24 protein-coding genes are annotated in these 19,529 nt (G+C 73.2%); 4 read left to right on the top strand and 20 right to left on the bottom strand.

All coding sequences use genetic code 11. The features are described from left to right. Positions 1-174: 174 nt before the first annotated feature. The 17 genes from ACH5AR_RS21910 to ACH5AR_RS21830 form a co-directional block, all read right to left on the bottom strand. Positions 175-744, bottom strand: coding sequence for a hypothetical protein (locus ACH5AR_RS21910; RefSeq protein ID WP_396303122.1), 570 nt, complete (start codon positions 742-744; stop codon positions 175-177). A gap of 67 nt (positions 745-811) precedes the next feature. After that, positions 812-1,546, bottom strand: a complete 735-nt coding sequence (locus tag ACH5AR_RS21905; protein ID WP_396303121.1) for a hypothetical protein — start codon at positions 1,544-1,546, stop codon at positions 812-814. Positions 1,547-1,580: 34 nt separating this feature from the next. Further along, on the bottom strand, positions 1,581-1,811 hold the full coding sequence (locus tag ACH5AR_RS21900; RefSeq protein WP_396303120.1) for a hypothetical protein: 231 nt from the start codon (positions 1,809-1,811) through the stop codon (positions 1,581-1,583). After that, a complete protein-coding gene (locus ACH5AR_RS21895; protein WP_396303119.1) occupies positions 1,811-2,038 on the bottom strand; it encodes a hypothetical protein in 228 nt (75 codons plus the stop codon). Before ACH5AR_RS21895 ends, ACH5AR_RS21900 begins: the two co-directional genes overlap by 1 nt. A gap of 57 nt (positions 2,039-2,095) precedes the next feature. Continuing rightward, complete coding sequence (ssb, locus tag ACH5AR_RS21890; RefSeq protein ID WP_396303118.1) at positions 2,096-2,560, bottom strand: single-stranded DNA-binding protein; 465 nt, start codon at positions 2,558-2,560, stop codon at positions 2,096-2,098. Positions 2,561-2,562: 2 nt separating this feature from the next. After that, positions 2,563-2,970: a hypothetical protein gene (locus ACH5AR_RS21885; protein ID WP_396303117.1), complete on the bottom strand. Its 408-nt coding sequence runs from the start codon at positions 2,968-2,970 to the stop codon at positions 2,563-2,565. Next, positions 2,967-4,295, bottom strand: coding sequence for an AAA family ATPase (locus tag ACH5AR_RS21880; protein WP_396303116.1), 1,329 nt, complete (start codon positions 4,293-4,295; stop codon positions 2,967-2,969). The genes ACH5AR_RS21885 and ACH5AR_RS21880 overlap by 4 nt, the downstream gene beginning before the upstream one ends. Next, on the bottom strand, positions 4,295-5,107 hold the full coding sequence (locus ACH5AR_RS21875; protein ID WP_396303115.1) for a hypothetical protein: 813 nt from the start codon (positions 5,105-5,107) through the stop codon (positions 4,295-4,297). The genes ACH5AR_RS21880 and ACH5AR_RS21875 overlap by 1 nt, the downstream gene beginning before the upstream one ends. Before the next feature lie 83 nt (positions 5,108-5,190). Continuing rightward, the gene (locus tag ACH5AR_RS21870) at positions 5,191-5,721 is read right to left on the bottom strand and encodes a histone-like nucleoid-structuring protein Lsr2 (protein ID WP_396303114.1); all 531 of its coding nucleotides are present in this window, start codon (positions 5,719-5,721) and stop codon (positions 5,191-5,193) included. Positions 5,722-6,005: 284 nt separating this feature from the next. Then, entirely contained in the window at positions 6,006-6,320 is a 315-nt protein-coding gene (locus ACH5AR_RS21865) for a hypothetical protein (protein ID WP_396303113.1), read from the bottom strand. Beyond that, the gene (locus ACH5AR_RS21860; protein WP_396303112.1) at positions 6,320-7,786 is read right to left on the bottom strand and encodes a UvrD-helicase domain-containing protein; all 1,467 of its coding nucleotides are present in this window, start codon (positions 7,784-7,786) and stop codon (positions 6,320-6,322) included. The genes ACH5AR_RS21865 and ACH5AR_RS21860 overlap by 1 nt, the downstream gene beginning before the upstream one ends. Positions 7,787-7,921: 135 nt before the next feature. Then, positions 7,922-9,154: an AAA family ATPase gene (locus ACH5AR_RS21855; protein WP_396303111.1), complete on the bottom strand. Its 1,233-nt coding sequence runs from the start codon at positions 9,152-9,154 to the stop codon at positions 7,922-7,924. Next, the gene (locus tag ACH5AR_RS21850) at positions 9,151-9,336 is read right to left on the bottom strand and encodes a hypothetical protein (RefSeq protein ID WP_396303110.1); all 186 of its coding nucleotides are present in this window, start codon (positions 9,334-9,336) and stop codon (positions 9,151-9,153) included. The genes ACH5AR_RS21855 and ACH5AR_RS21850 overlap by 4 nt, the downstream gene beginning before the upstream one ends. Next, on the bottom strand, positions 9,333-9,638 hold the full coding sequence (locus ACH5AR_RS21845) for a hypothetical protein (RefSeq protein ID WP_396303109.1): 306 nt from the start codon (positions 9,636-9,638) through the stop codon (positions 9,333-9,335). The genes ACH5AR_RS21850 and ACH5AR_RS21845 overlap by 4 nt, the downstream gene beginning before the upstream one ends. 103 nt (positions 9,639-9,741) lie before the next feature. Next, positions 9,742-10,185: a hypothetical protein gene (locus tag ACH5AR_RS21840; protein ID WP_396303108.1), complete on the bottom strand. Its 444-nt coding sequence runs from the start codon at positions 10,183-10,185 to the stop codon at positions 9,742-9,744. 92 nt (positions 10,186-10,277) lie between these two features. Next, positions 10,278-10,535, bottom strand: a complete 258-nt coding sequence (locus ACH5AR_RS21835) for a helix-turn-helix transcriptional regulator (RefSeq protein ID WP_396303107.1) — start codon at positions 10,533-10,535, stop codon at positions 10,278-10,280. Positions 10,536-10,572: 37 nt separating this feature from the next. Then, positions 10,573-10,809: a helix-turn-helix domain-containing protein gene (locus ACH5AR_RS21830; RefSeq protein ID WP_396303106.1), complete on the bottom strand. Its 237-nt coding sequence runs from the start codon at positions 10,807-10,809 to the stop codon at positions 10,573-10,575. A 132-nt stretch (positions 10,810-10,941) separates the two neighbouring features. Here ACH5AR_RS21830 and ACH5AR_RS21825 point away from each other — a divergent pair, with 132 nt between their 5' ends. The 3 genes from ACH5AR_RS21825 (at position 10,942) to ACH5AR_RS21815 (ending at position 13,511) form a co-directional block, all read left to right on the top strand. Further along, positions 10,942-11,517 carry a helix-turn-helix transcriptional regulator gene (locus ACH5AR_RS21825; protein ID WP_396303105.1) on the top strand — a complete coding sequence of 192 codons (576 nt, stop codon included), beginning with the start codon at positions 10,942-10,944 and terminating at the stop codon, positions 11,515-11,517. A 123-nt stretch (positions 11,518-11,640) separates the two neighbouring features. Beyond that, the gene (locus ACH5AR_RS21820) at positions 11,641-12,081 is read left to right on the top strand and encodes an ImmA/IrrE family metallo-endopeptidase (protein WP_396303104.1); all 441 of its coding nucleotides are present in this window, start codon (positions 11,641-11,643) and stop codon (positions 12,079-12,081) included. Beyond that, positions 12,051-13,511, top strand: coding sequence for a tyrosine-type recombinase/integrase (locus ACH5AR_RS21815; RefSeq protein WP_396303103.1), 1,461 nt, complete (start codon positions 12,051-12,053; stop codon positions 13,509-13,511). Before ACH5AR_RS21820 ends, ACH5AR_RS21815 begins: the two co-directional genes overlap by 31 nt. A gap of 178 nt (positions 13,512-13,689) precedes the next feature. Here ACH5AR_RS21815 and ACH5AR_RS21810 read toward each other — a convergent pair whose 3' ends face one another. Beyond that, positions 13,690-15,237: an MDR family MFS transporter gene (locus ACH5AR_RS21810; protein ID WP_396303102.1), complete on the bottom strand. Its 1,548-nt coding sequence runs from the start codon at positions 15,235-15,237 to the stop codon at positions 13,690-13,692. Positions 15,238-15,256: 19 nt separating this feature from the next. Then, a complete protein-coding gene (locus ACH5AR_RS21805; protein WP_396303101.1) occupies positions 15,257-15,880 on the bottom strand; it encodes an NADPH-dependent FMN reductase in 624 nt (207 codons plus the stop codon). Between the two features lie 144 nt (positions 15,881-16,024). On the opposite strand from ACH5AR_RS21805, the gene ACH5AR_RS21800 reads away from it, so the two are divergent. After that, positions 16,025-16,777, top strand: coding sequence for a TetR/AcrR family transcriptional regulator (locus ACH5AR_RS21800; protein ID WP_396303100.1), 753 nt, complete (start codon positions 16,025-16,027; stop codon positions 16,775-16,777). A gap of 1,744 nt (positions 16,778-18,521) precedes the next feature. On the opposite strand, the gene ACH5AR_RS21795 is transcribed toward ACH5AR_RS21800, so the two are convergent. Next, positions 18,522-19,382 carry a DMT family transporter gene (locus ACH5AR_RS21795; protein WP_396303099.1) on the bottom strand — a complete coding sequence of 287 codons (861 nt, stop codon included), beginning with the start codon at positions 19,380-19,382 and terminating at the stop codon, positions 18,522-18,524. Between the last annotated feature and the right edge of the window lie 147 nt (positions 19,383-19,529).

The raw sequence follows: 19,529 nt of genomic DNA, 5'->3' as shown, positions 1-19,529 counted from the left end.
ATCAGCTGGTCCGGGCCGCCGCGGTTGGTGAGCGGCCCGCCACGGGGGGAGTTGGCGGGCCGCTGGTCTGGGAACGCCGAGAGCCCCGCAGTGTGGCTTGCGGGGCTCTCGGTCAGCTGTTGTGTCCGGGCACGCCGGACGTGGGGCCAGTGTGGATCATCTGGTGTGCGTACGTCAAGCGGCTGCCGCGCGGCGGAGTTGAGCGACGCGGGAGCGGTGGCGGCCGATGGTGCGGGCGATGAGGTCGTGTCCGACTCCGCCGGCGTCGAGGCGCCGGACTAGGCGGTCGCGTTCGGCTGCGGCGTCGCGTGCGCTCTGGGCGCGCTGGACGGCGCGGGCGAGCCACGGGAGCGCGCTCACGTCGAGGGGGCTGTCGTCGTCGGGGATGGGCTGCCAGTCGGTGAGGGTGCTCACGGCGCGGGCGCGGTGGTAGTCGGCGTCGGTGTCGCCGAGGACGCAGTCGGGGGTCGCGCTGAGGATGACGCGGGTGGGCCCGGGTTGGGGGGTGATCACGTCCGTGAGCCCGATCCGGCCGTCGGTGAGGGTGTTCACGGTGCCGGTGGCGTAGGTGTAGTGGGGGTCGTGGTCGCGGCTGCCGGGGGTGCTGACCTCGATGGTGGCGTGCTGGGTGCCGTCGGGTGTGGTGGTGACGTTCCAGATGGTGGCGTGGCCGTGGACGGTCCAGGGCCCGGCGATGCCGTGGAGTTCGGCGGTGTGCCAGGCGCCGATGGTGAGGGTGCTCATGGTGGTGGTCTCCGGTGGGTGAGGGCGCTCTCGGCGCGGGCGTGAGCGCCCTCACGGTGGGTGGGTTTCAGGCGGCGCCGGTGAGGCCGTTGAGGAGGGCCGTGCCCGTCCAGGACGATCCGCAGCTGGGGCAGCCGATAACGAAGTCGTCCTGGCCGTTGGTGACCTGGAACTCGCCGCCGCACTCGCACTGCCGACCGGTCGCGTGGGCGCCGTTGGCGGGGCGGCCGTCGAGAAGCCGGTCGACGCGTCGGCGGATCGCGGCGACGTCGGCGGCGAGCTGGTCGAGCTGGACGCCGGTGAGCGCGCGGAACGGTCCGGTGGCGGGGCCGAGGCGGGCGGCGAGCCAGGTGGCGGCCTGACGGCCGGTGCGGCCGGCGGCGGTCCAGGACCAGCGGCGGGGGTCCTGGGCGTCGTGGAGGCTGATGAGGGCGATGTCGCGGGCGACGGTGTCGGCGGGGCTGGCGCCGCGGATAGTGAACGCGGGGCGCTGGATGCTGCTGGCGATGCTGTCGGCGAGGGCGAGGAGGTCGGCTTCGATGTCGAGGATGGTGTCGAGCGCGGCGACGCGGAGCGGGGCGGGGTGTTCGCCGGGGGCGAGGGCGGTGCGCTCGGCGCGCTCGGCGGCGGCCTGCTGGGCGACCACCTCGATGCCGTCCAGGGCGTCGTCGATGGTGCGCTGGTGGTCGGCCATCCGTCCGGCCGGCGGCCAGGTGCGGGGGGTGGAGGCCTCGAGGAGCTCGCGCAGCACGGGCCAGCGGGCGGCGATGTGGGTGAGGTCGGTGTGGGCGGTGCTGGTCATGAGGGATCTCCTGGTGCGCTGTGCGGGCGGTGGGTCAGCGGGCGGGCTGGCGGGTGGCGGCGCCCAGGGGCGGCAGGACGGCCAGCTGGCAGGCGTCGGAGGTGCAGGTGACGGTCGCGGTGTCGGGCATGCGCTCGTCTCGGGGGCCCTCGTGGTCGCCGTGGGCGGTGATCAGGATGGTCCGGCCGGTGGCGAGGTTGACGGCCTCGGCGGCGTGGACGGTGCGGGTGCGGTAGTGGCGGAGGCGGTGCGGGTAGGCGCTCATCAGGTCTCCGAGGCGGGCTGGTAGGTGCGCTGGTCGAGGGTCCACGGCAGCCGGGTGCAGGGGGTGCAGGGGCGGCCGGTGGGTTGGGTGGCGCGGCGGCCGATCTTGCCGCAGGCGGTGATGACGATGTCGGGGCTGCTGCCGGCGCGGACGACGTGGTCGACGCGGCCGCCGAACAGGGCGGTGCGGTCGTCCTTGTAGTCGCTGCGGCGGAGGCGGCGGGTCATGGCGGTCCTAGGGGGTAAGGCCGCCGGGGACAACGCGTCCCCGGCGGCTGGAGGGGGCTAGAACGGGGGTTCGACGCCGGGGTCGGTGCTCGTGGCCCAGGGGTCGTTCTGGGCCTGCTGGCGGGCCTGCTGGGGCCGCTGGGGCTGCTGGCGCTGTCCGCCGCCCTGGGCCTTCTGTACCTTCGCGGTGGCGTAGGCCAGCGACGGGCCGATCGACCGGATCGTCAGGGAGACCCGGGAGTGCTTCTGGCCGTCCTTCTCCCAGGTCTCGGTGCGGGGTTCGCCGGTGACGAGGACCTCCATGCCCTGGGTGAGGGTCTCGGTGATGTGCTCGGCGAGCTGCTGCCAGGCGGTGCCGTCGATCCAGAGGGTGTCGCCGTCCTCCCACTGCTGGGTCTGGGAGTTGAGACGACGGTTCTGGAAGACGAGTCGAATCTTGGCGACCGGGGTGCCGTTCTGGGTGAAGCGGAGCTCGGGATCGGCAACGACGCGGCCGACGCCGGTCATGGTGGGCAGAGGCATGGTCAGGACTCCTTCGGGAAGGTGTGGGTGCGGCGGGGCGGGGTGTTCTCGGGGATCCGCCAGACCTCGAGGCAGTCCGGCCAGACGCTGAACAGGTACTGGGTGTGGCCGATGCGGCGGGCCCAGAGGGTGCGCTCGAAGAGCGGGCTGTGCTCGGGGCCGATGCGGGGGCCGATGCTCTCGCGGAACGCCCGGTTGTAGTGCTCGCGGGCGTCGTCGGTGAGTTCGGCCGGCCACTCCTCGTCGGGGCCGAGGTGGGCGAGGAGGGTGAAGGGGCTGTCCCAGGGCTCGTCGACCTGTGCGGCGAGGCGGCGCAGGAAGCTAGGGCCGTGGATGGTTCCGACGGTCGGGCCGTCCAGGCGGGACGGGACGTCCTGCTGGTCGAGCCACTGGCGGAAGGTGAAGGTCACGAGAGGGCTCCGGTGGGTGAGTAGCCGGTGATGCCGGTGTCGATGGGGCGGTAGGAGCGCCAGGGCCAGCCGCCCTCGGCGCCCTGGCAGATGAAGGCGGGCCACTGGCGTTCGTCGCGGGCGCCGCGCCAGGGGATGACGCGGCGCCCACGGTCCTCGTCGGCGGTGCGCTCGTCTTCAACGGGGCGCAGGCCGTAGCCGAACTCCGGCCAGCGCAGCCACAACGAGCTGCCGACGGGGCGGAGGGCGCGCGGGCCCATCGCGCCGCCCTGCGGGGAGTGCGCCTCGAGGGAGAGCGCGCACCCGGCGGTCGCCCGGGCCTCGTCCAGGACGACGGTGACCTTGCGGGCGAGCTCCTCCGAGTTGGGGTCGCCGGCGTGCAGGCGGTAGATCGGGCCGACGATCAGGAGGTCGGGCATGACGGCTTCGACGCGGCGCATCAGCCAGGCGCGGCCGTCGGGGCGGGTGAGGTCGACGCCCTCGGGGCGAAGGTCGATGTGGAGTTGGCCGCGGCGGACGGGGGTGCGCTGGCGTTCGGCGATGTTCATGAGGGCGCGGTAATGGCGGCGGGACTGCCGCGCGCTGTTCTCGCAGTCCAACACCAGGACCCGCTGCGGGCCGAGGGCGTTGGGTTCGCCGCCGAACGGAAGGATCCCGGCCGCGGTGGTGACGGCGATCTGCCGCTGCAACACCGACTTGCCTCCGCCTTCGCCCGCCGTCCACACCACGCGGTCGGTGTGCTCGAGCAGGCCGGGCAGGACCCAGTCGTAGCCCTCGTCCGGGTGGGCGAGGAAGTCGTGGACGTCCTCAACGGGTTGGTCTTCGGCGGCGCGGCCGGCGTCGCGGACCTCGCGGGCCATGGCGACGGCGGTCTCGGCGAGTTCCCCGGCGTCGGCGTCGCTCTCGGGTATCCAGCCGAGGTCGGCGATGCGCTGGCCGGTCTCGATGAGGGCGCGGCGCTGGGCGAGGTCGCGGATGTGCCAGGCCAGCCATTCGGCGTCGCCGCCGTAGGAAGCGGCCTGGATGCAGGTGTGGAGGTAGGACGGGCCACCCGCGCGGACGATGATGCCCTGGGTCTGGAGGTGGTCGGCAACGGTGTACGGGTCGATGGGCTGGCCGTGCTCGGCGAGGGCCCGCATGGCGTCGTGGATGAGCTGGTGGGCGGGGCGGTACCAGTCGCTGGCGGCGATCGGGTGGTCCCGGAGCAGGCGGCGGCCGTCGGCGGCCAGGAGCACGCGGCCGAGGAAGGCTTGCTCCGCGCCGACGTCGTTCGGGCGGGACCGCTCGAAGTCGTCCTCGAGGGGCGGCGGGGCGGTGGTGGTCATCAGAAGATCCCTCGGTCTGCGTAGGTCTGCTGCTGGGGCTGCTGCGCGGCGGGGCGGGGGTCGGCGAGCTCGTCGTCGTAGCGCTCGCCGTTCAGCCAGGTGCTCGGGTGCGGGATGAACTTCGGGTCGGTGCCGGCGGTCCGCCAGAACGCGGCATGCCGGGGGACCACCGCGACGATGGCGGCCGCGTCTGCTCCTCGTTTCAGGGCCTTCTTCCAGGCGGTTCGGGCATCGCCCTTGCCGACCTTGCGGGGGTAGGCCTTCCAGAACGCGTCGAACTCGTCAGCCTGCGGCGGTGCAGGTGTGGCACGAGGGAAGAGAGAGTTATCTACCTCGAGGAGAAGAGGAGTAGGGGTCAGGGATTCCCTGACACTGAGGTCCGGGATTTCCTGACACTGAGACTCGGGCCGTGTCAGGGATTCGCTGACACTGACCCCCTTCTCTGTGTCAGGGATTTGCGGACACTGAAGGTGGTCTGTGTCCGGGATTTCCTGACTCTGAAGTTCGGGTTCAGAGTCCGGGATTTCCTGACTCTGAACGAGGTTAAGGACCTTGTACTTCGCGGCGGCGTGGCGCTGCCCGGCGGTGACCTTGGCCAGGGTGTTTTTGGCGATCAGCTTCTTGATCACGTCGTAGAGCTGGGCCCGGTTGACCTTTGCTCCGTCGAGGATCTTGGGGTCCTCGATGCTGGACCATGTGAGCCGGGTGTCGTCGTTCGCGTCCTCCGCCAGGACGACCAGGAGGAGCTTCTCCCGGTGCGTCAGCGTCTCCGGCGCGTGTCGCAGCACCTCGACGATCAGGCGGATTCCCACGTGCGGTCCTTCGTTCGATGGTTGGTGCTGGCGTCGGCGGCCGGGGTGGCAACCGTCGACGCCAGCGGTCCTCGGGGCCGGGATCAGGCCGCCTGGACGGGCCCCGCGTTGGCCTCGCGGTAGGCGGTGACCACAGCGCGCGGCACCAGGCCGACCGGCGCGACCTGGTGGCCGTGCGCTGCTGCCCAGGCCCGGATCTCGGCGAGCTCCGCCCGGTCCGGCCGCCCGGCGGCCGGACCGGCCGGGCGGCCCTTCACGTTCCGGAGCGCCTGGCGGGCGGCGGCCAGCTGCTGCTCGGCCTGGCGCACGCGCTCCTCCGCGGCCGCGACGACCGTCGCGCGGCGCTGGGCCTGCTGAAGGTCGGCGAGCGCGCTGCGGGCCTGGTCGGCCAGCCGCTGCATCCGGGCGTTGGGGTGCGCCATGCCCCAGGAGATCAGCGCCGCGGCCGGACCGGGAGGCGGCCCCGCGGTGGTGCGGTCGGCGACGAACGGGATGTGCGAGGCGGTGACGGCCGCACCGATCTGCTCCTGGGTCAGGCCGGTTGCCTCGATGATGGCGGCGACGGTGTCGCCAGCCTTGTACATGGAGACGGCGACGGCGGTCTGGGTGTCCATGAGGGTCCTCTCCTCTCAGCTGGTGCGGCCGGTGGCGGCCCGGGCGAGGCGGTAGTCCTGGGGGCTGCTGCGGCGCTTGCCCGACGCGACCGCCCGGGCGTCCACGAGGGCGCTGGCGGACCGCGGGGTGGGCAGCGACTGCGGGGTGTAGCCGGGCCCGGGCTCCGGCTCGGGCCGCCCGTGCTCGGCGGCCGGGGTGTGCGCGGGGCACCGCCACCCAACCGGGTACAGGCGGGCCCGCCGGCCGCACGGGGTCCGGCCGGCCCCACACCGGCGTGGGCCCGTCACAACGCCCCCTCGAGCAGCTGCTTCTCCTTCGCGACCCAGCGGGCAACGCGGCGCGGAAGCAGACCGGCGCGGACGGCCATGTCCTCGTAGGACACCCCGGCCCGCCACATCACACGTACCGCGAGCGCCTTCTCCGCATCGCTGAGCGGCGGGATCGGCTCGCGTCCGTTCGCGGCCCGTTCGACAGCGACCAGGTCGACGTCGTCCTCGGTGGTGGTGTCGGTGGTGCTGACCCAGATGCACGGGCGGCGCCGCAGGAACTCGATGCTGCCGGGCACGTACCGGCTGGTGTGCGAGCGGATGTGGGCCATCAGTCGCTCACCGCCGTGACGGTGCTCACCCACGACAACGCGGCGTTGTCGAGGCGCTGCCGGGCCCGGGTCACCGCGACGTAGGCCAGGCGGGCCTCCTCCCGGGGCAGAATCCGGTGCCCGGTGGCCGGGTCCGGCTTCGGGGCGCGGAAGTCCCCGTGAATCCTGACCTGCTCCCACTCGCGGCCCTTCGCCTTGTGAGCCGTGCTGACGACCAGCTCGGCCGCATCCTCGGAGGCGAGCGCGTCCGCCGCCTCGGCGATCTCCTCCGCCCCGAACTCGTCGATGAGGCGGACCAGGGTGCGGAGGCTGCCGTCCTCCTCCTCGGCGTACTCGCGCACCGCCGACCAGGAGGGGAACGCCAGCAGCTCCGGGTGGTCGGTGCCCTTGCCCTGCTGAAGGTCGCGGGCGGCCCACGCCAAGCGCTTCATGTCCCCGCCGCCGCCGACCAACGCGGCCTTCCGGCCGGCGCCGAGGGCCTCGAGGACCACACCGACGGCGCCCGCGTTGGTGCGGCACAGGATCGCGTCCGGCTGGTCGACCGTGCCGACGGTGCTCTCGCAGGCCTGCCAGCCGGTGAGTCGCAGCTTGGTGCCTACCAGGTACAACCATTGGTTCGCGGCGTCGGCGACGGCCGGGCCGAACCTGAACGACTGGCTGAGGGTGGCGAGCTGGGCGCCGAGCTCGCGCTCGAAGGTGCCGAGCGCGTCCCGAGCGCCGCGCCAGGCGTAGATCTGCTGCGCGGAGTCGCCGACGGCGATGCGCTGGGCGTGGTCCTGGTCGAGCAGCACAGCGGCCAGGACGTCGTTGGTGTCCTGGGCCTCGTCGAGCAGCACGACGTCGGCGGCCAGCCGAGGCCGGCCGAGCGCCCACAGCTTCAGGTAGTGGTCGTGGCTGAGCTTCAGCACGCCGTCCTCGCGTCGGAGGTCGGCCCACGCGGCACGGGCGACCGGCAGCACCAGCTCGGCCAAGGCGTTGCGGGCGTCCCGACTGGTGAGCCCGTCGTAGCGCGGGATGTGTCGGGCCGCCAGGTCGTCGTCCGCGCTGTGGCAGAAGCGGGTGACGGTCTCCAGCGCGGCGCGCATCACGATCTTCGACGTCATGGCCTTGACGTGGCCGAGGTCGGTGGCGATGCGCTGGATGCCGCCGGTGATGTGGTCGACGCCGAGCGCCTGGGCGGCCTGGAGAGCGGTCTGGCGCGGGCGTTGGATGCGCGGCAGGTACCGCGGGTCGAACGCGAGGCCGTGCCCGGTCGACGCGCTGACGTTGGCGGGGAAAGACTTCTTCGCGTCGGCGGCGATGCTGCGGTTGTAGGCGACGTACGCCATGCGCCGGCGCGAGTCCGCCCGGGCGATGAGCTTCAACGTGCTGGACTTGCCGCACCCGGCGCCGGCCTGAATGACGAGGTCGGTACCGTCGCCGTACGCCGCGATCGCGTCGGCCTGCTCGGGGGTTGGGGTGACCAAGGGGTGTACCTCCTCTCAGAGGGGGTGGGGCGGGGGCGCGCGCGGGGGGGGGGGGCGGGGCCCCCCCCCCGGGGGGGGGGGGGGGGGCCCGCGCGGGGGGGGGGGGCGCGCGCCCCCGCCCAGTTCGGGGGTGGGTCAGGCCGCGTCGGCCTGGGCGGTGCGCTCGGCGGTCAGCCGCAGGAACCGGGCCGGGTCGTCCTGGCCGAGCGCGGCGTCCAGGGCGTCGATGACGTCACGCGCGTCCGCCGTGGACAGCTCGTTCGCGCTGCTGAGCGGGCGGCCGACCACCGCGCCGAGGATCGCGTGCCGCTCGTCCCGGTCGCGGATGCCGACCTCGTTGAGCACGGCGTGGATGCGGCGCATCTGCGGCGCGGTCGCGGGTTCCGAGCCGTCCGAGGCCGGGGTGGGTTCCGGCCTGATAGCAGCAGGCGCCTCCGGGGACGGCCCAGGGGCCGGAGCAGCAGCCGGGACCGCGGCCGGCTTCAGCGACTTCCCGTGCCCGACGATCAGCTCACCCAGCGTGGACACCTCGCCCGTGTCCGGGCGGGCCGCCGACGCCGCGAGCAGGCTGCGGGCCTTCGCCCGGGCGTGCAGCTCCAGCGCACCCAAGTACGTCATCCCGTCCGCGAAAAGCTCGTCGAGGATCTGCTGCACCGGGTCGACACCGGCTCCGAGCTGCTCGAGGATCGTCTCCGCGAGCGCCTCCCCCGGATGGTGGACCGTCAGGCCGTTCAACGGTTCGTACCGGGTCTTCGTGACGGTGCCGGTGCCCTCGACCATGTCGATGACGACGTCGACCTCGTACTCGGCGCCTTCGCGCTGGACGGTTTTGACGCCGACCTTGGTCACCTTGCTGCCGGTCATCTCGTAGTCGTTCTTCGTCCGCATGGTGACGATGACGTGGCCGGGGAAGCCGAGAAGCGCGTCGAGCATCGTCTGCTCCAGCTCGTTGACCGGCGCCCAGGCGGTGTACGAGCCGCCGAAGTGGCCGGGCTTCTTCGACTCCTGGTCGACGCGGGCGAGCAGGCCGCCCTTACCGGCCCAGAAGTGCGACCAGGAGTCGATGATCAGGACGGCGACGCGCGCCTGCTCGGCGGCCGCGACGACGGCGATCAAGTTCTCGGGGCTGCACACGGCGAGCGGCAGGTGGCCGAAGGTGTGGCCGCCGAGGTCCGGCCGGCCGGGCACCGGCGCGTACTTCAGGGCGGAGCCGCGCTCGGTGTCGACCACACCGATCGTGCCGCCCTGGGCGAGGCCCTCGGCGATGCGCAGGGCCGACTTGGTCTTGCCGGAGCCGCCGGGGCCCTGCAGCGCGATGCGGGCCTTGGCCTGCTCGCGAGTGGCCGGCTGGAAGCTGAAGGCGTTCATCGGGTGTCGTCCTTCTCGGGGATGCGCGGGCGGGGGATGGTGACGGTGCGGGCGCGCCGGTAGGCGCGGCGACGGCGACGGCGGTCGAGCTGCTCGCGGCTCGGCCAGTAGGCGATCGCGGCCGCGACGGCGACCGGGGCGGCGAGGATCGCGGCGGACGCGACCGGGCCGAGGGCGTTCACCGGGTACCGTCCTCGGTGCCGCGCTCCAGCTCGGCGATCCGGGCCTCGGCGGCAGCCAGCTTGTCCAGCGTGCTGCGGTTGCGCTCCACGGCGGCGGCCACGCCGTCCCGCCACTGCTGCACCCCCGCAAGCACGCGGTCGGCGACCGCCAGCATCTCGGCGTCCGTCAGGTCCTTGCGGCGGTAGACCGTGAACTGGTCACCCGCGGTGCCGTTCGGGAAGAGGTGCAGTGACCCGTCGCTGAAGCCGACGGTGTCGGCGTAGCCCCGCTTGGACCACGAGGTGTAGGAGTGCGTACTCATTGGGCACCGCCCATCACCATGGTGCGGATGACGTCCGCGAGCTCCTCGCGGGTCACGAACAGGCCGGCGCCGACCCAGCCGACGCACACGATCAGCAGCCAGATCACGCGGCCACCGCCGTTCCCGCTGTCGGGGCGGCCAGGGCCCACGGGCACATCGCGCGGACCAGCTCCGTGTCCGGCAGCCGGGCCTCCGAGGCCGCGACGACGTACAGGTCGATGCCGGGCGCCCCGGGGACCGGGCCGTACGACAGCACCCAGTCCAAGCGGCCCCGGACGTACAGACGGTCGGCGGCGCTGGTCTCGTACTGGCCGCCGACCGCGACACCGCGCGGCGACACTGCGGCGTACCAGGCGGACAGCTCGCTGATCGAGCGGGCAGTCAGGGTGACGCGCCGCCGGTCGGCCGCGAACTCGACGTCGGCATCCGTCGGCGCGGGCACGCCGGATCGGCGGGCGAGTACCGCAATCCCGGCGAGCACCGTCCGGATGGGGATAGCGGGGAGGGACGCCGGGCTGATCCCGGCGCTGGCGAGGGTAGGCTCCATGCGGGCCTACCTCCTTCCTGTTCGGGTTGATCGGTAGGCCAGGGCCGCCCTCGGCGTGGTAGTTGAGGGGCGGCCCGACCCATGTCTGGGGGTCAGGCGGCGAGCGGCTGCCGGCGCTTCGCGCGGCGCGGCTCGGGGGCCTTGCGGGTCGGGTCGAGCGCAAGGTTCGACCGCGAGTCGTTCGCCTCCTGCTCGGCGAGCCAGGCGTCGAGCGCGGCGAGCCGGAACATCACGCGGCCGCCGGCGCGGAATCCAGGCGGCCCGCTCCGCCGCTCGCGGAGGCCGCGGAGGCCCTTGGTCGACCGACCGATGTAGGCCGCGGCCTCCTCCAGGGTGAGAAGGTGCCTCACGGGTCCGACGGTGCTCATTGCTCCCCTCCATTGCTCATCAGGAGAGATCGGCGATCTCAGCTATCTCGGCGTTCAGCGCAGCGGCAATCCTCTTGATCACCTCAGGCTGGGCGCCTCGCTGTCCACGTTCGATCCGGGACAGGTGCGCAGGTGAGACACCGACCAGGGCGGCGAACCGCCGCAGGCCATAGCCCGACTGTTCGCGCCTGTGCCGGATGTTCGGTCCGTGCGCTCTCACATTGAGAACCATATGGGCAACGATGAGCAATGGCAAGGAGTGATGAGGAACGAAGCGGAACGCAGCCTCTCACCTGGGGAAATGGCGGGAACCTGACGCGCACAGACGGGAAGCGATCTGAGATGCTGTTGCCTAACGTTGTCCGTCACGAGGAACCCGGGAGCAGTGATGAGTGCAGCCAGACAGGCTGACCTCGACTGGGCCGCGATCGGCCGCAGGATCCGGCGCGCACGGGTGAAGAGCGGCATGACGCAGACGGAGCTGGCCCTCGCTGCCGGCCTGGATCGGAAGTCGATCAGCAACTACGAGAACGGGCGACCGCCCGCCCGAACCGACCGGGTGCCGGACGGCTACTACAAGGTCGGTGAGATCTTCAGGTGGGGGCCCGACCAGGTTGACGGCTACCTGCATGGCGTCGAGGTCTCGGCCGACACGGTGCCGGATCCGGCACCATCGACGACTGCGTCGCCGTTGGACCTGTACCCAGGGGTCGGACGCTTCGCGCGTGCGGCGGTAGCGGCGGGCGGCGACCCGGCTCTGCGCGACCTCCTGGAGATCGCGGCCGACCGCCTACTCCAGTCGATCCCGCAGCGGAAGGTTGAGCCCCCGACACAGACCGAGTTCGGGCTTGCCGCCTACCGACCACATGGCTGGGCGGAGGGTGAACCAGGCGTCCCGGATGACGACGCGGCTCGGATCCGACAGGCGCTGGAGGCGTACGAACAGGGCAAGAGACAGCCGTAAACTCCCGACATACCCCGGGGCGCGCGTGACTTAACGTGCTTATTTCCTCACGTTTCCTCGGTTCATATGCCAGAATTCAGCCTCCGGCATGCCTCCCACACGTCAGGACTCAGGGGGAGAGGCATGCCCACAACCGTCGGCACTGACGCCGAGGTAGAGCAGTACGACCCGCTCGCCACGCTGGACCAGATGGGGATACCCGTCATCCGCATGTGGCTGCGGGACACCTACGGCGCGTGGTCCCCGACGCACGGCGTCGTGCTCCTCGCCCAGGGACTCAGCCCGGTCGAGGAGCGGTGTGTACTGGCACACGAGATCGAGCACATCCTCGCCGGCGACACAGGCTGTGGCGGTGCAGTCGGCCTGCGCGCCGAACGCCTCGCCGACCTCCACGCAGCCCGGAAGCTGGTCGCGCTCAGCGACTTCTGCGCGGCCCGGCAGTGGGCGAACTCAGAGGCCGAGCTTGCCGCCGAGCTCGGCGTGACCGGCTGGATCCTCCGCACCCGTGCGGCCGACCTGGAGGGGGCCCCGTCGTGGCTGGGTACATCGAAGATCGCTGGCTGAACAAGACCCCGGACTCGGTCACCGGCAAACGCGAGCGCACCGCGCTCTGGGGAAAGGGTCGCCGCTACAAGGTCGCCGGCATACCCGGCGTGCGCTCGCGGTCCTTCGATGCCTCCGGCGACGCGAAGAAGTGGCTCGCCCAGGCGCAGGCCGACGCCCGACGGGCCGAGTTCGTCGACCCGCGGGACGGTGACATGCTGCTGACCGACTACATCCAGAACCACTTCTGGCCCGGCCGGACCGACAAGCTCACCACCCGCACGGCGATGGAGAGCAAGGTCCGCAACCACATCGAGGGTCTGCCGATCGGCGAGCTGCCGCTTCGCCGGATCGACGCCGCCGCGCTGCGGGAGTGGAAGAAGCAGCTACTCGCCCGGGTCGACACGTCGACGGCTGAGGTGATCTGGATACACCTGAGTACCATCCTGGCCGCCGCCGTCGAGGACAAGCGCCTCCTCAAGAACCCGTGCAAGGTCAACCGCAGCGTCCGGCCGCCGAAGAAGGTGGAGAAGAAGGCGCGCGCCTGGCAGCGGCCGACGGTCGACGCGATCCGGGCTGGTCTCCAGGCTTGGTACCGTGTCGCGGTTGACCTCGGCGTGGGTGCCGGCCTGCGGCAGGGTGAGATCCTCGGCCTGGCCGTCGAGGATCTCGACTTCGACGAGGGCGTGATCCGCGTCCGGCGTCAGCTCCGGGCGACGTTGAAGGGGAAGTTCTACTTCACCCTGCCCAAGGGCGACAAGACGCGCAACGTCCCGCTGACGCCGCGGCTCGCCGCTCGGGTGCGCGCGCACATCGAGGCCTTCCCGCCGGTGGAGACGACGTTGCCGTGGTTGGACCCCGCGCCGCCGACCAGCGAGCTGGAGGCCCGGCAGCGCAAGCCGATTACCGTGCGGCTGCTGCTGACGACCACCCGGCAGAACCCGATCTACTACCGGACGTTCAACGACCGCTCGTGGAAGCCGGCGCTCACCGCCGCCGGGCTGATCTACCGCATCGAGCCGGACACCCCGGAGGAGGCTGCGCGGCAGAGGCGGCTGCGCCGGTTCCGGTGGTCGGACCCGCGCGAGTACGGGATGCACTGCCTGCGCCACACCTACGCCAGCGTCCAGCTCGCCGAGCGCGTGGACCCCGTGACGCTGTCGGTGTGGATGGGGCATGCCTCTCCCGTGATCACCCTGGAGCGGTATGCTCACTTCATGCCGGGATCCGGCGCCCACGGCCTCGCCGTGATGGACAGCTGGTTCGAGCCCGAGGCTCCCAGCACTCCCCCGAACGAAAATCTCCCTGGAGACTCCCTGGTGCCCGGCCTGCCCCGCGAGTGGCTGGCCGGATTCCAGGTCAGCGGCATGGTAGCCAAGGGGGCCGACATGAAGATCAAGTACAAGGAGACCTCGCGCGGCGGGCTCGCCGTGAACGTCATCGAGTGCTGATCCCGGCGGGCTGACCGGCGGGCGTGTCGGCGTGCCGGCGTGCCGGCATGTCGGCGTCCTGGCGGTCCGGCGTCCTGGCGGTCCGGCGGTCCGGCGTGCTGGCGGTCCGGCGTCCTGGCGTGCTCGTGGCCCCCGGCGGAGTGCTGCTCCGCCGGGGGCCTTCCCGCGCGTACGCGGCTCAGCGGACCGCGTCCGCCGTCTCGGGCTTGCCGGCCGTCGTGGGCTCCCGGGGCTCCTGCCGCCCCGGCCGGGCCAGGCAGGCGACCGCCGTGGCCACCGCCGCCAGCAGCGCGCCGCCCGCGGCCGTGCCGTGCAGCCCGCCGGTGACGGCGGTCCCGACGGCGTCGCGGACCCCGGCCGGGAGCCCGGCGAGGGCGGACGGCGTCAGGCTGCCGCCGCCGGTGAGCCGGCCGGCCTCGTCGGCCCCCAGGGCGGCGGCGAGCGAGCCGCTGAGCCGCGCCGAGTAGACGGCGCCGAGCACGGCCATGCCCAGCGAACCGCCGATGCTGCGCAGCAGGGTGACGACGCCCATCGCCGCGCCCATGGACTGCGGCGGGACGGTCCCCATCGAGGTCAGCAGGGTGCTCTGGGTCAGCAGACCGATCCCGACCCCGGCGACGGCGGTCAGCGCGGAGGCCACCGCCGTCGGCGTGTCGGTGCGCAGGAGCAGCAGCAGCGCGGAGCCGGCCAGCGCCAGCGCGCCGCCAAGCAGCGGGTAGCGCCGCTCGCCGCCGGGCCGGGCCATCAGCCGCGCCGTCACCAGCTGGGTGCCCATCATGCCGAGCATCAGCGGCAGCAGGAGCAGGCCGCCGACGGTGGGCGAGGCGCCCTGGACGAACTGGAAGTACTGCGGCAGGTAGCCGATCAGGGCGATCATCAGCGCGCCGCCCAGGAAGCCGAGCACCTGGGCGACCGTGAAGTTGCGCACGCGGAACAGCGCGGGCGGGATCAGCGGCCCCGGGGCGCGCCGTTCGACCCGGACGAACCAGGCCAGCGCGACCGCCGCGACGGCCGCCGCGCCGAGGAGCTGCGGGGAGGTCCAGGAGTAGGCGACGCCGCCCCAGGTGCCGACCAGGGTGAGCGCGGTGATGCCGGTGGTCAGCAGCGCCACCCCGGTCCAGTCGAACGGGGCGCGCACCCGTTCCGTCCGCAGGTGCACCCCGACACCGACCGCCAGCAGCGCGAACAGCCCGATCGGCAGGTTGACGTAGAACGCCCAGCGCCAGCTGAGGCGTTCGGTGAGGAAGCCGCCGAGCAGCGGCCCGCCGACGAAGGCGATCGGCATCAGCACGCCGATCACCGACTGCACCCGCGCCCGGTCGGAGGGCGGGACGAGCACCCCGATCACCGAGAGCGCGCCGACCATCAGCCCGCCCGCGCCGATCCCCTGGAGGCCCCGGAAGGCGACCAGTTGCACCATGGACTGGGCGAGCCCGGAGAGCACCGAGCCCACCAGGAACACCGCCACCGCCCACTGGTAGGCGCCCTTGCGCCCGTACAGGTCTCCGAGCCGGCCCCAGAGCGGGGTGGTGGCGGCGGACGTCAGCAGGTAGGCCGTGACGACCCAGGAGAGGTGTTCCAGCCCGCGGAGGTCGCCGACGACGGTGGGCAGCGCGGTGCTGATGATCTGCCCGTCGAGGGCCGCGAGGAAGATGCCGAGCATCAGCCCGACCACGCCGAGCAGCGGCGGCCGGGCGCGCTCCTCCGCCACCGGTTCCGTGGCCATCTGTCGTCCCCGTCCCGGCTCAGGCGGCGAACGGGCGGGCCTGCCGGGCGTCCCGCAACGCCTCTGCCCACCAGGCGAGTTGGTCGATCATGGCCTTGGCGGCGGCGTCGGCGGCCGGGTCGACCGCCCGGCCCTCGGCGTCGAAGCACTGCGCGGCGCCGTGGAAGCTGACCGTGTTGCGGATCGTCGTCGCGTTCAGCTCGGCCATCACCACGCGGAGCTGCTCGACGGCCCGGAGGCCGCCGGACAGGCCGCCGTAGGAGACGAAGCCGATCGGCTTGCCGTGCCACTGCCGGTTGTGCCAGTCGATGGCGTTCTTCAACGGGGCCGGGAAGCTGTGGTTGTACTCCGGGGTGACGATCACGAACGCGTCGGCCGCCTCCAGCCGGGGCGACACGGCGGCCAGCAACGCGGCGTCGTCCGCCGGGAGTTCGCCGCCGAAGGACGGGAAGGTGGTGGGCAGCGGGGTCTCCACCAGGTCGATCCGGTCGACGGCCAGGTCGCCGCGTGCTGCGAGGTGGCCGAGCAGCCAGTCGGCGACCACCGGGCCGAACCGGCCCTCCCGGGTGCTGCCGACGAGGACGGCGACCTTCAGGTGCTGCTCCGTGGAGTCCTGCTTCGTGGAGTCCTGCTTCGTGGACATGGGAATCCCCCTCCGGGACGAACGCTGTGTACGGCGTATCTGCCGAATACAACGTACACAGCGATGCGTACGGCGTCCACTGCCGATACGCCGTACACGTGAAGGTGCTACGGTGGGACCACCCGGCCGGAAGGAGCCCGCCCCATGCCCGCCCAGCAGGCCCCCAGTGGCGACAGCGACAAGCCCAGCGACAAGCCCCAGGTCTCACTCTGGGAGCGCCTCGCCCGCCCGGCCCCCGCCCCGCGCACCACCCTCACCCCGCAGCGGATCGCCGAGGCCGCCGTCGCCGTCGCCGACGCCGAGGGCCTGGACGCCGTCACCATGCGCCGGCTCGCCGCCGAACTGGGCGTCGCCCCGATGGCCGCCTACCGGTACGTCTCCGGCAAGGACGAACTCATCGAGCTGATGGTCGACTTCGTCTACAGCCGGCTCCCGCTGGACGCCCCCGCCGGGGGCTGGCGGGACACCATGCGCACCCTGGCCCTCGCCCTGCGGGCCATGCACCTGGCCCACCCGTGGACCGTCCGCACGTCCACCCCGTTCTCTCTCAGCCCCCACCAACTCGCCGTCCCCGAGTACGCGTTCGCCGCCCTCGCCGAGCACGGCCTGGACGCCGACACCACCATGGCGGTCTTCCGCGCCGTCACCGGCTACGTCCACGGCTCCGTCACCACCGAGGTCACCCTGGCGGCCCTCCGCCGCGAACAGGGCTGGACCGACGGCGACCAGACCCGGGCCGGCCTCGCCCCCCGGATGACCTGGCTGATGGGCACCGGCCGCTACCCCAACTACCAGCGCTACCTCCACGAGGCCACCCGCAAGGACGACCCGGACTGGCACTTCACCACCGGCCTCGACGCCGTCCTCGACGGCATCACCACCCACTTCGCCCTCTGAGCACCACCCACCGGCCACCCCGGGCGGAGGGAGCCCTCCGCGCCGCCCTCCGCCGCCCCCGAGCACCCAGCGCCACCAGGCCCCCACCCTCACCCCTGCCGCACGCTGGCTCCCGCAACTCGCCCACGCCCCGCGCCCGCCACCTCCACCAGCCCCGAGCGCCCAGCACCACCGAGACCCGCCACCCCCACCCGCGCCCGTGCTGTACCCACCCCGCACGCTGGCTCCCGCAACTCTCCGCTCACGGCCGCCACCCTCCACCAGCCCCGAGCGCCCAGCGCCACCGAGACCCGCTACCCCCCACCCGCACCCCCGCCGCACACGGGCTCCGACAAATCGCGGCTCACGGCCGCCTCCCGCCCGGCACTCCGGCCCTGGCCGGGTCGTCCGCCCCGGCGAAGAGCTCCTGGTCGCCACCGACGGAAAGCCCCGCCGTTCCGGGCGCTGCGAACCGCCGTGGGCCTCCCGCCGCCCGGCGCTCACCCCGTATGCGGGTTCCGGCGTCTCGCCGCTCACGGCCGCCACCCGCCCGCGCCCGCCACCACCGCGACCCGCCACCCCCCACCCGCACCCCTGCCGCACACGGGCTCCGGCTTCTCGCCGCTCGCGACCGCCACCCGCCCTTCCACCGGACGGCCAGGGCCGGCCAGGGCCGTCCGCCCCGGCGGAGAGCTCCCTGGTCGCCACCGACGGAAAGCCCTGCCGTTCCGGGCACTGCGCACCGCCGTGGGCACCCCGCCGCCCGCCACCCGCGGGCGGTGGGAGGCCCAGGAGCAGGCATCGTGCTCGCCCGCATCGCGACGTCCGGTGCGGTGGTGGCCGGTCCCAGCGCCTCCCGGCCCCTGCCACCGGATGAAGGCGGAGTTCCACACCGCGAGCGGCCGGGCTCGTGCGTAGGAAGTCGGCCCAACCGACTTCCTACGCAGCAGGGCACACCCCTACCGCCGCGCCGGGAGGAGGCATCCGCCATCCCCGCACCAACTGGGCACCGGAGACAAGACGAACACACCCTCCAACTCGCACGGCACTGCCCACACAGGAAGTCGACCCAACCGACTTCCCACGCAGCAGGAAACGCCCCTGCCGCCCCGCCGCGACAGGGGCATCCGCCATACCCACCCCACCCCCCAACCGGGCGCCGAGGACAAGACGAACCAGGCTCGCGCGCAGGAAGTCGGCCCAACCGACTTCCTGCGCAACCAACCCGGCCACCACCGCCACCCACTCCCGCCGCGTGAGAAGTCGGCCCAACCGACTTCCTGCGCAGCCAACCCGGCCACCACCGCCACCCACTCCCGCCGCGTGAGAAGTCGGCCCAGCCGACTTCCTACGCAGCCAACCCGGCCACCACCGCCACCCACTCCCGCCGCGTGAGAAGTCGGCCCAGCCGACTTCCTACGCAGCAGGGCACACCCCTACCGCCCCGCCAAAGGGGGCAGCCGCCATCCCCCCACCAACCGGGCGCCGGACACGAGACAGCCCCTCCAACTCGCACCGCGCCGCTCACACAGGAAGTCGGCCCAGCCGACTTCCCACGCAGCAGGGCACACCCCTACCGCCGCGCCGGGAGGAGGCATCCATCACCCCCACACCAACCGGGCGCCGAGGACACGACGAACCAGGCTCGCGCGCAGGAAGTCGGCGCAGCCGACTTCCTGCGCAACCAACCCCGGCCACCAACACGACCCACTCCCGCCGCGTGAGAAGTCGGCCCAGCCGACTTCTCACGCAGCGGGGCGCGCCCCTACCGCCGGGGCGGGAGGGCGAGGAGGGCCAGCCCGGCGGCGAGGATGGCGAGGCCGCACCACGAGGCCGTCGGCAGGCGCTCGCCCAGGGCGGCGACGCCGAGGACGGCGGCGACGGCGGGCTCGGCGAGGGTCAGCGTGGTGGCCGTCTGGGCGGTGGTGTGCCGCAGGCCGCGGCCGAACAGCCAGTACGCGAGGAACGTGGTGACCACGGCGAGGTGCAGGACGACGGCCGCCCCGCGCGCCGAGCCGAGCCACTGCACGTCCCCCGCCACCAGCACCGGCAGGACGATCAGCGCCCCGCCGCCGAACATCGCGCCCATCACCCCGCCCGAGGGCCGCCCGGCCGCGATCAGTCGCCCGCCGATCAGCGAGTAGACGGCGTACGAGAGCCCGGAGAGCGCCGCCAGCAGCACCCCCAGCGAGTCCACCTGCCCGCCGGCACCGGCGAGTTCGGGCCCGAGCACCAGCACCGTGCAGCCCAGCACGGCCAGCACTGTGGCCCCGGCCCACCGCCCGCCGGGCCACCCCTGCCGGGCGAGCCGGCCGAGCAGCCCGGTGAACACCGGCGCGCTGCCGAGCGCGATCACGGTGGCCACCGCGACGCCCGTACGGCTCACCGCCGGGTAGAAGGTCAGCGGGTACCCCGCCACCGCGACCGCCCCGGCCGCGAGCAGCCACCGCTCGCGCCGCCCGCAGCGCCGGGGCAGGGTACGGGCGGAGCGGTCGGCGAGGAACAGCAGCAGCCCGCCGAGCGTCAGGGCGGCGGCCCCGATCCCGGCGGCCGGGGCACCCGCAGGCGCCAGCGAACCGGCCGTCCCCGTGGTGCCCCAGAGCACGGCGGCGACCAGGATCGGCACCGCCCCACCGCGCGGGCGGGTGCGGTCGGCGCGGCGGGGACGGCGGGGGCGGCGGGGGCCCGTGGGCAGCGGGCGGGCAGGCGAGGACAAACGATTCGGCACAGTCGTGAACTTCCGTCGTCGAAGACCGTCAGGGGAACTGGTTCC

The organism is Kitasatospora sp. NPDC018619, from assembly GCF_044391605.1.
Taxonomy (GTDB): domain Bacteria; phylum Actinomycetota; class Actinomycetes; order Streptomycetales; family Streptomycetaceae; genus Kitasatospora.
Note: the sequence above shows the minus strand (reverse complement) of the source record. Positions and strands in the feature narration are given on the sequence as shown.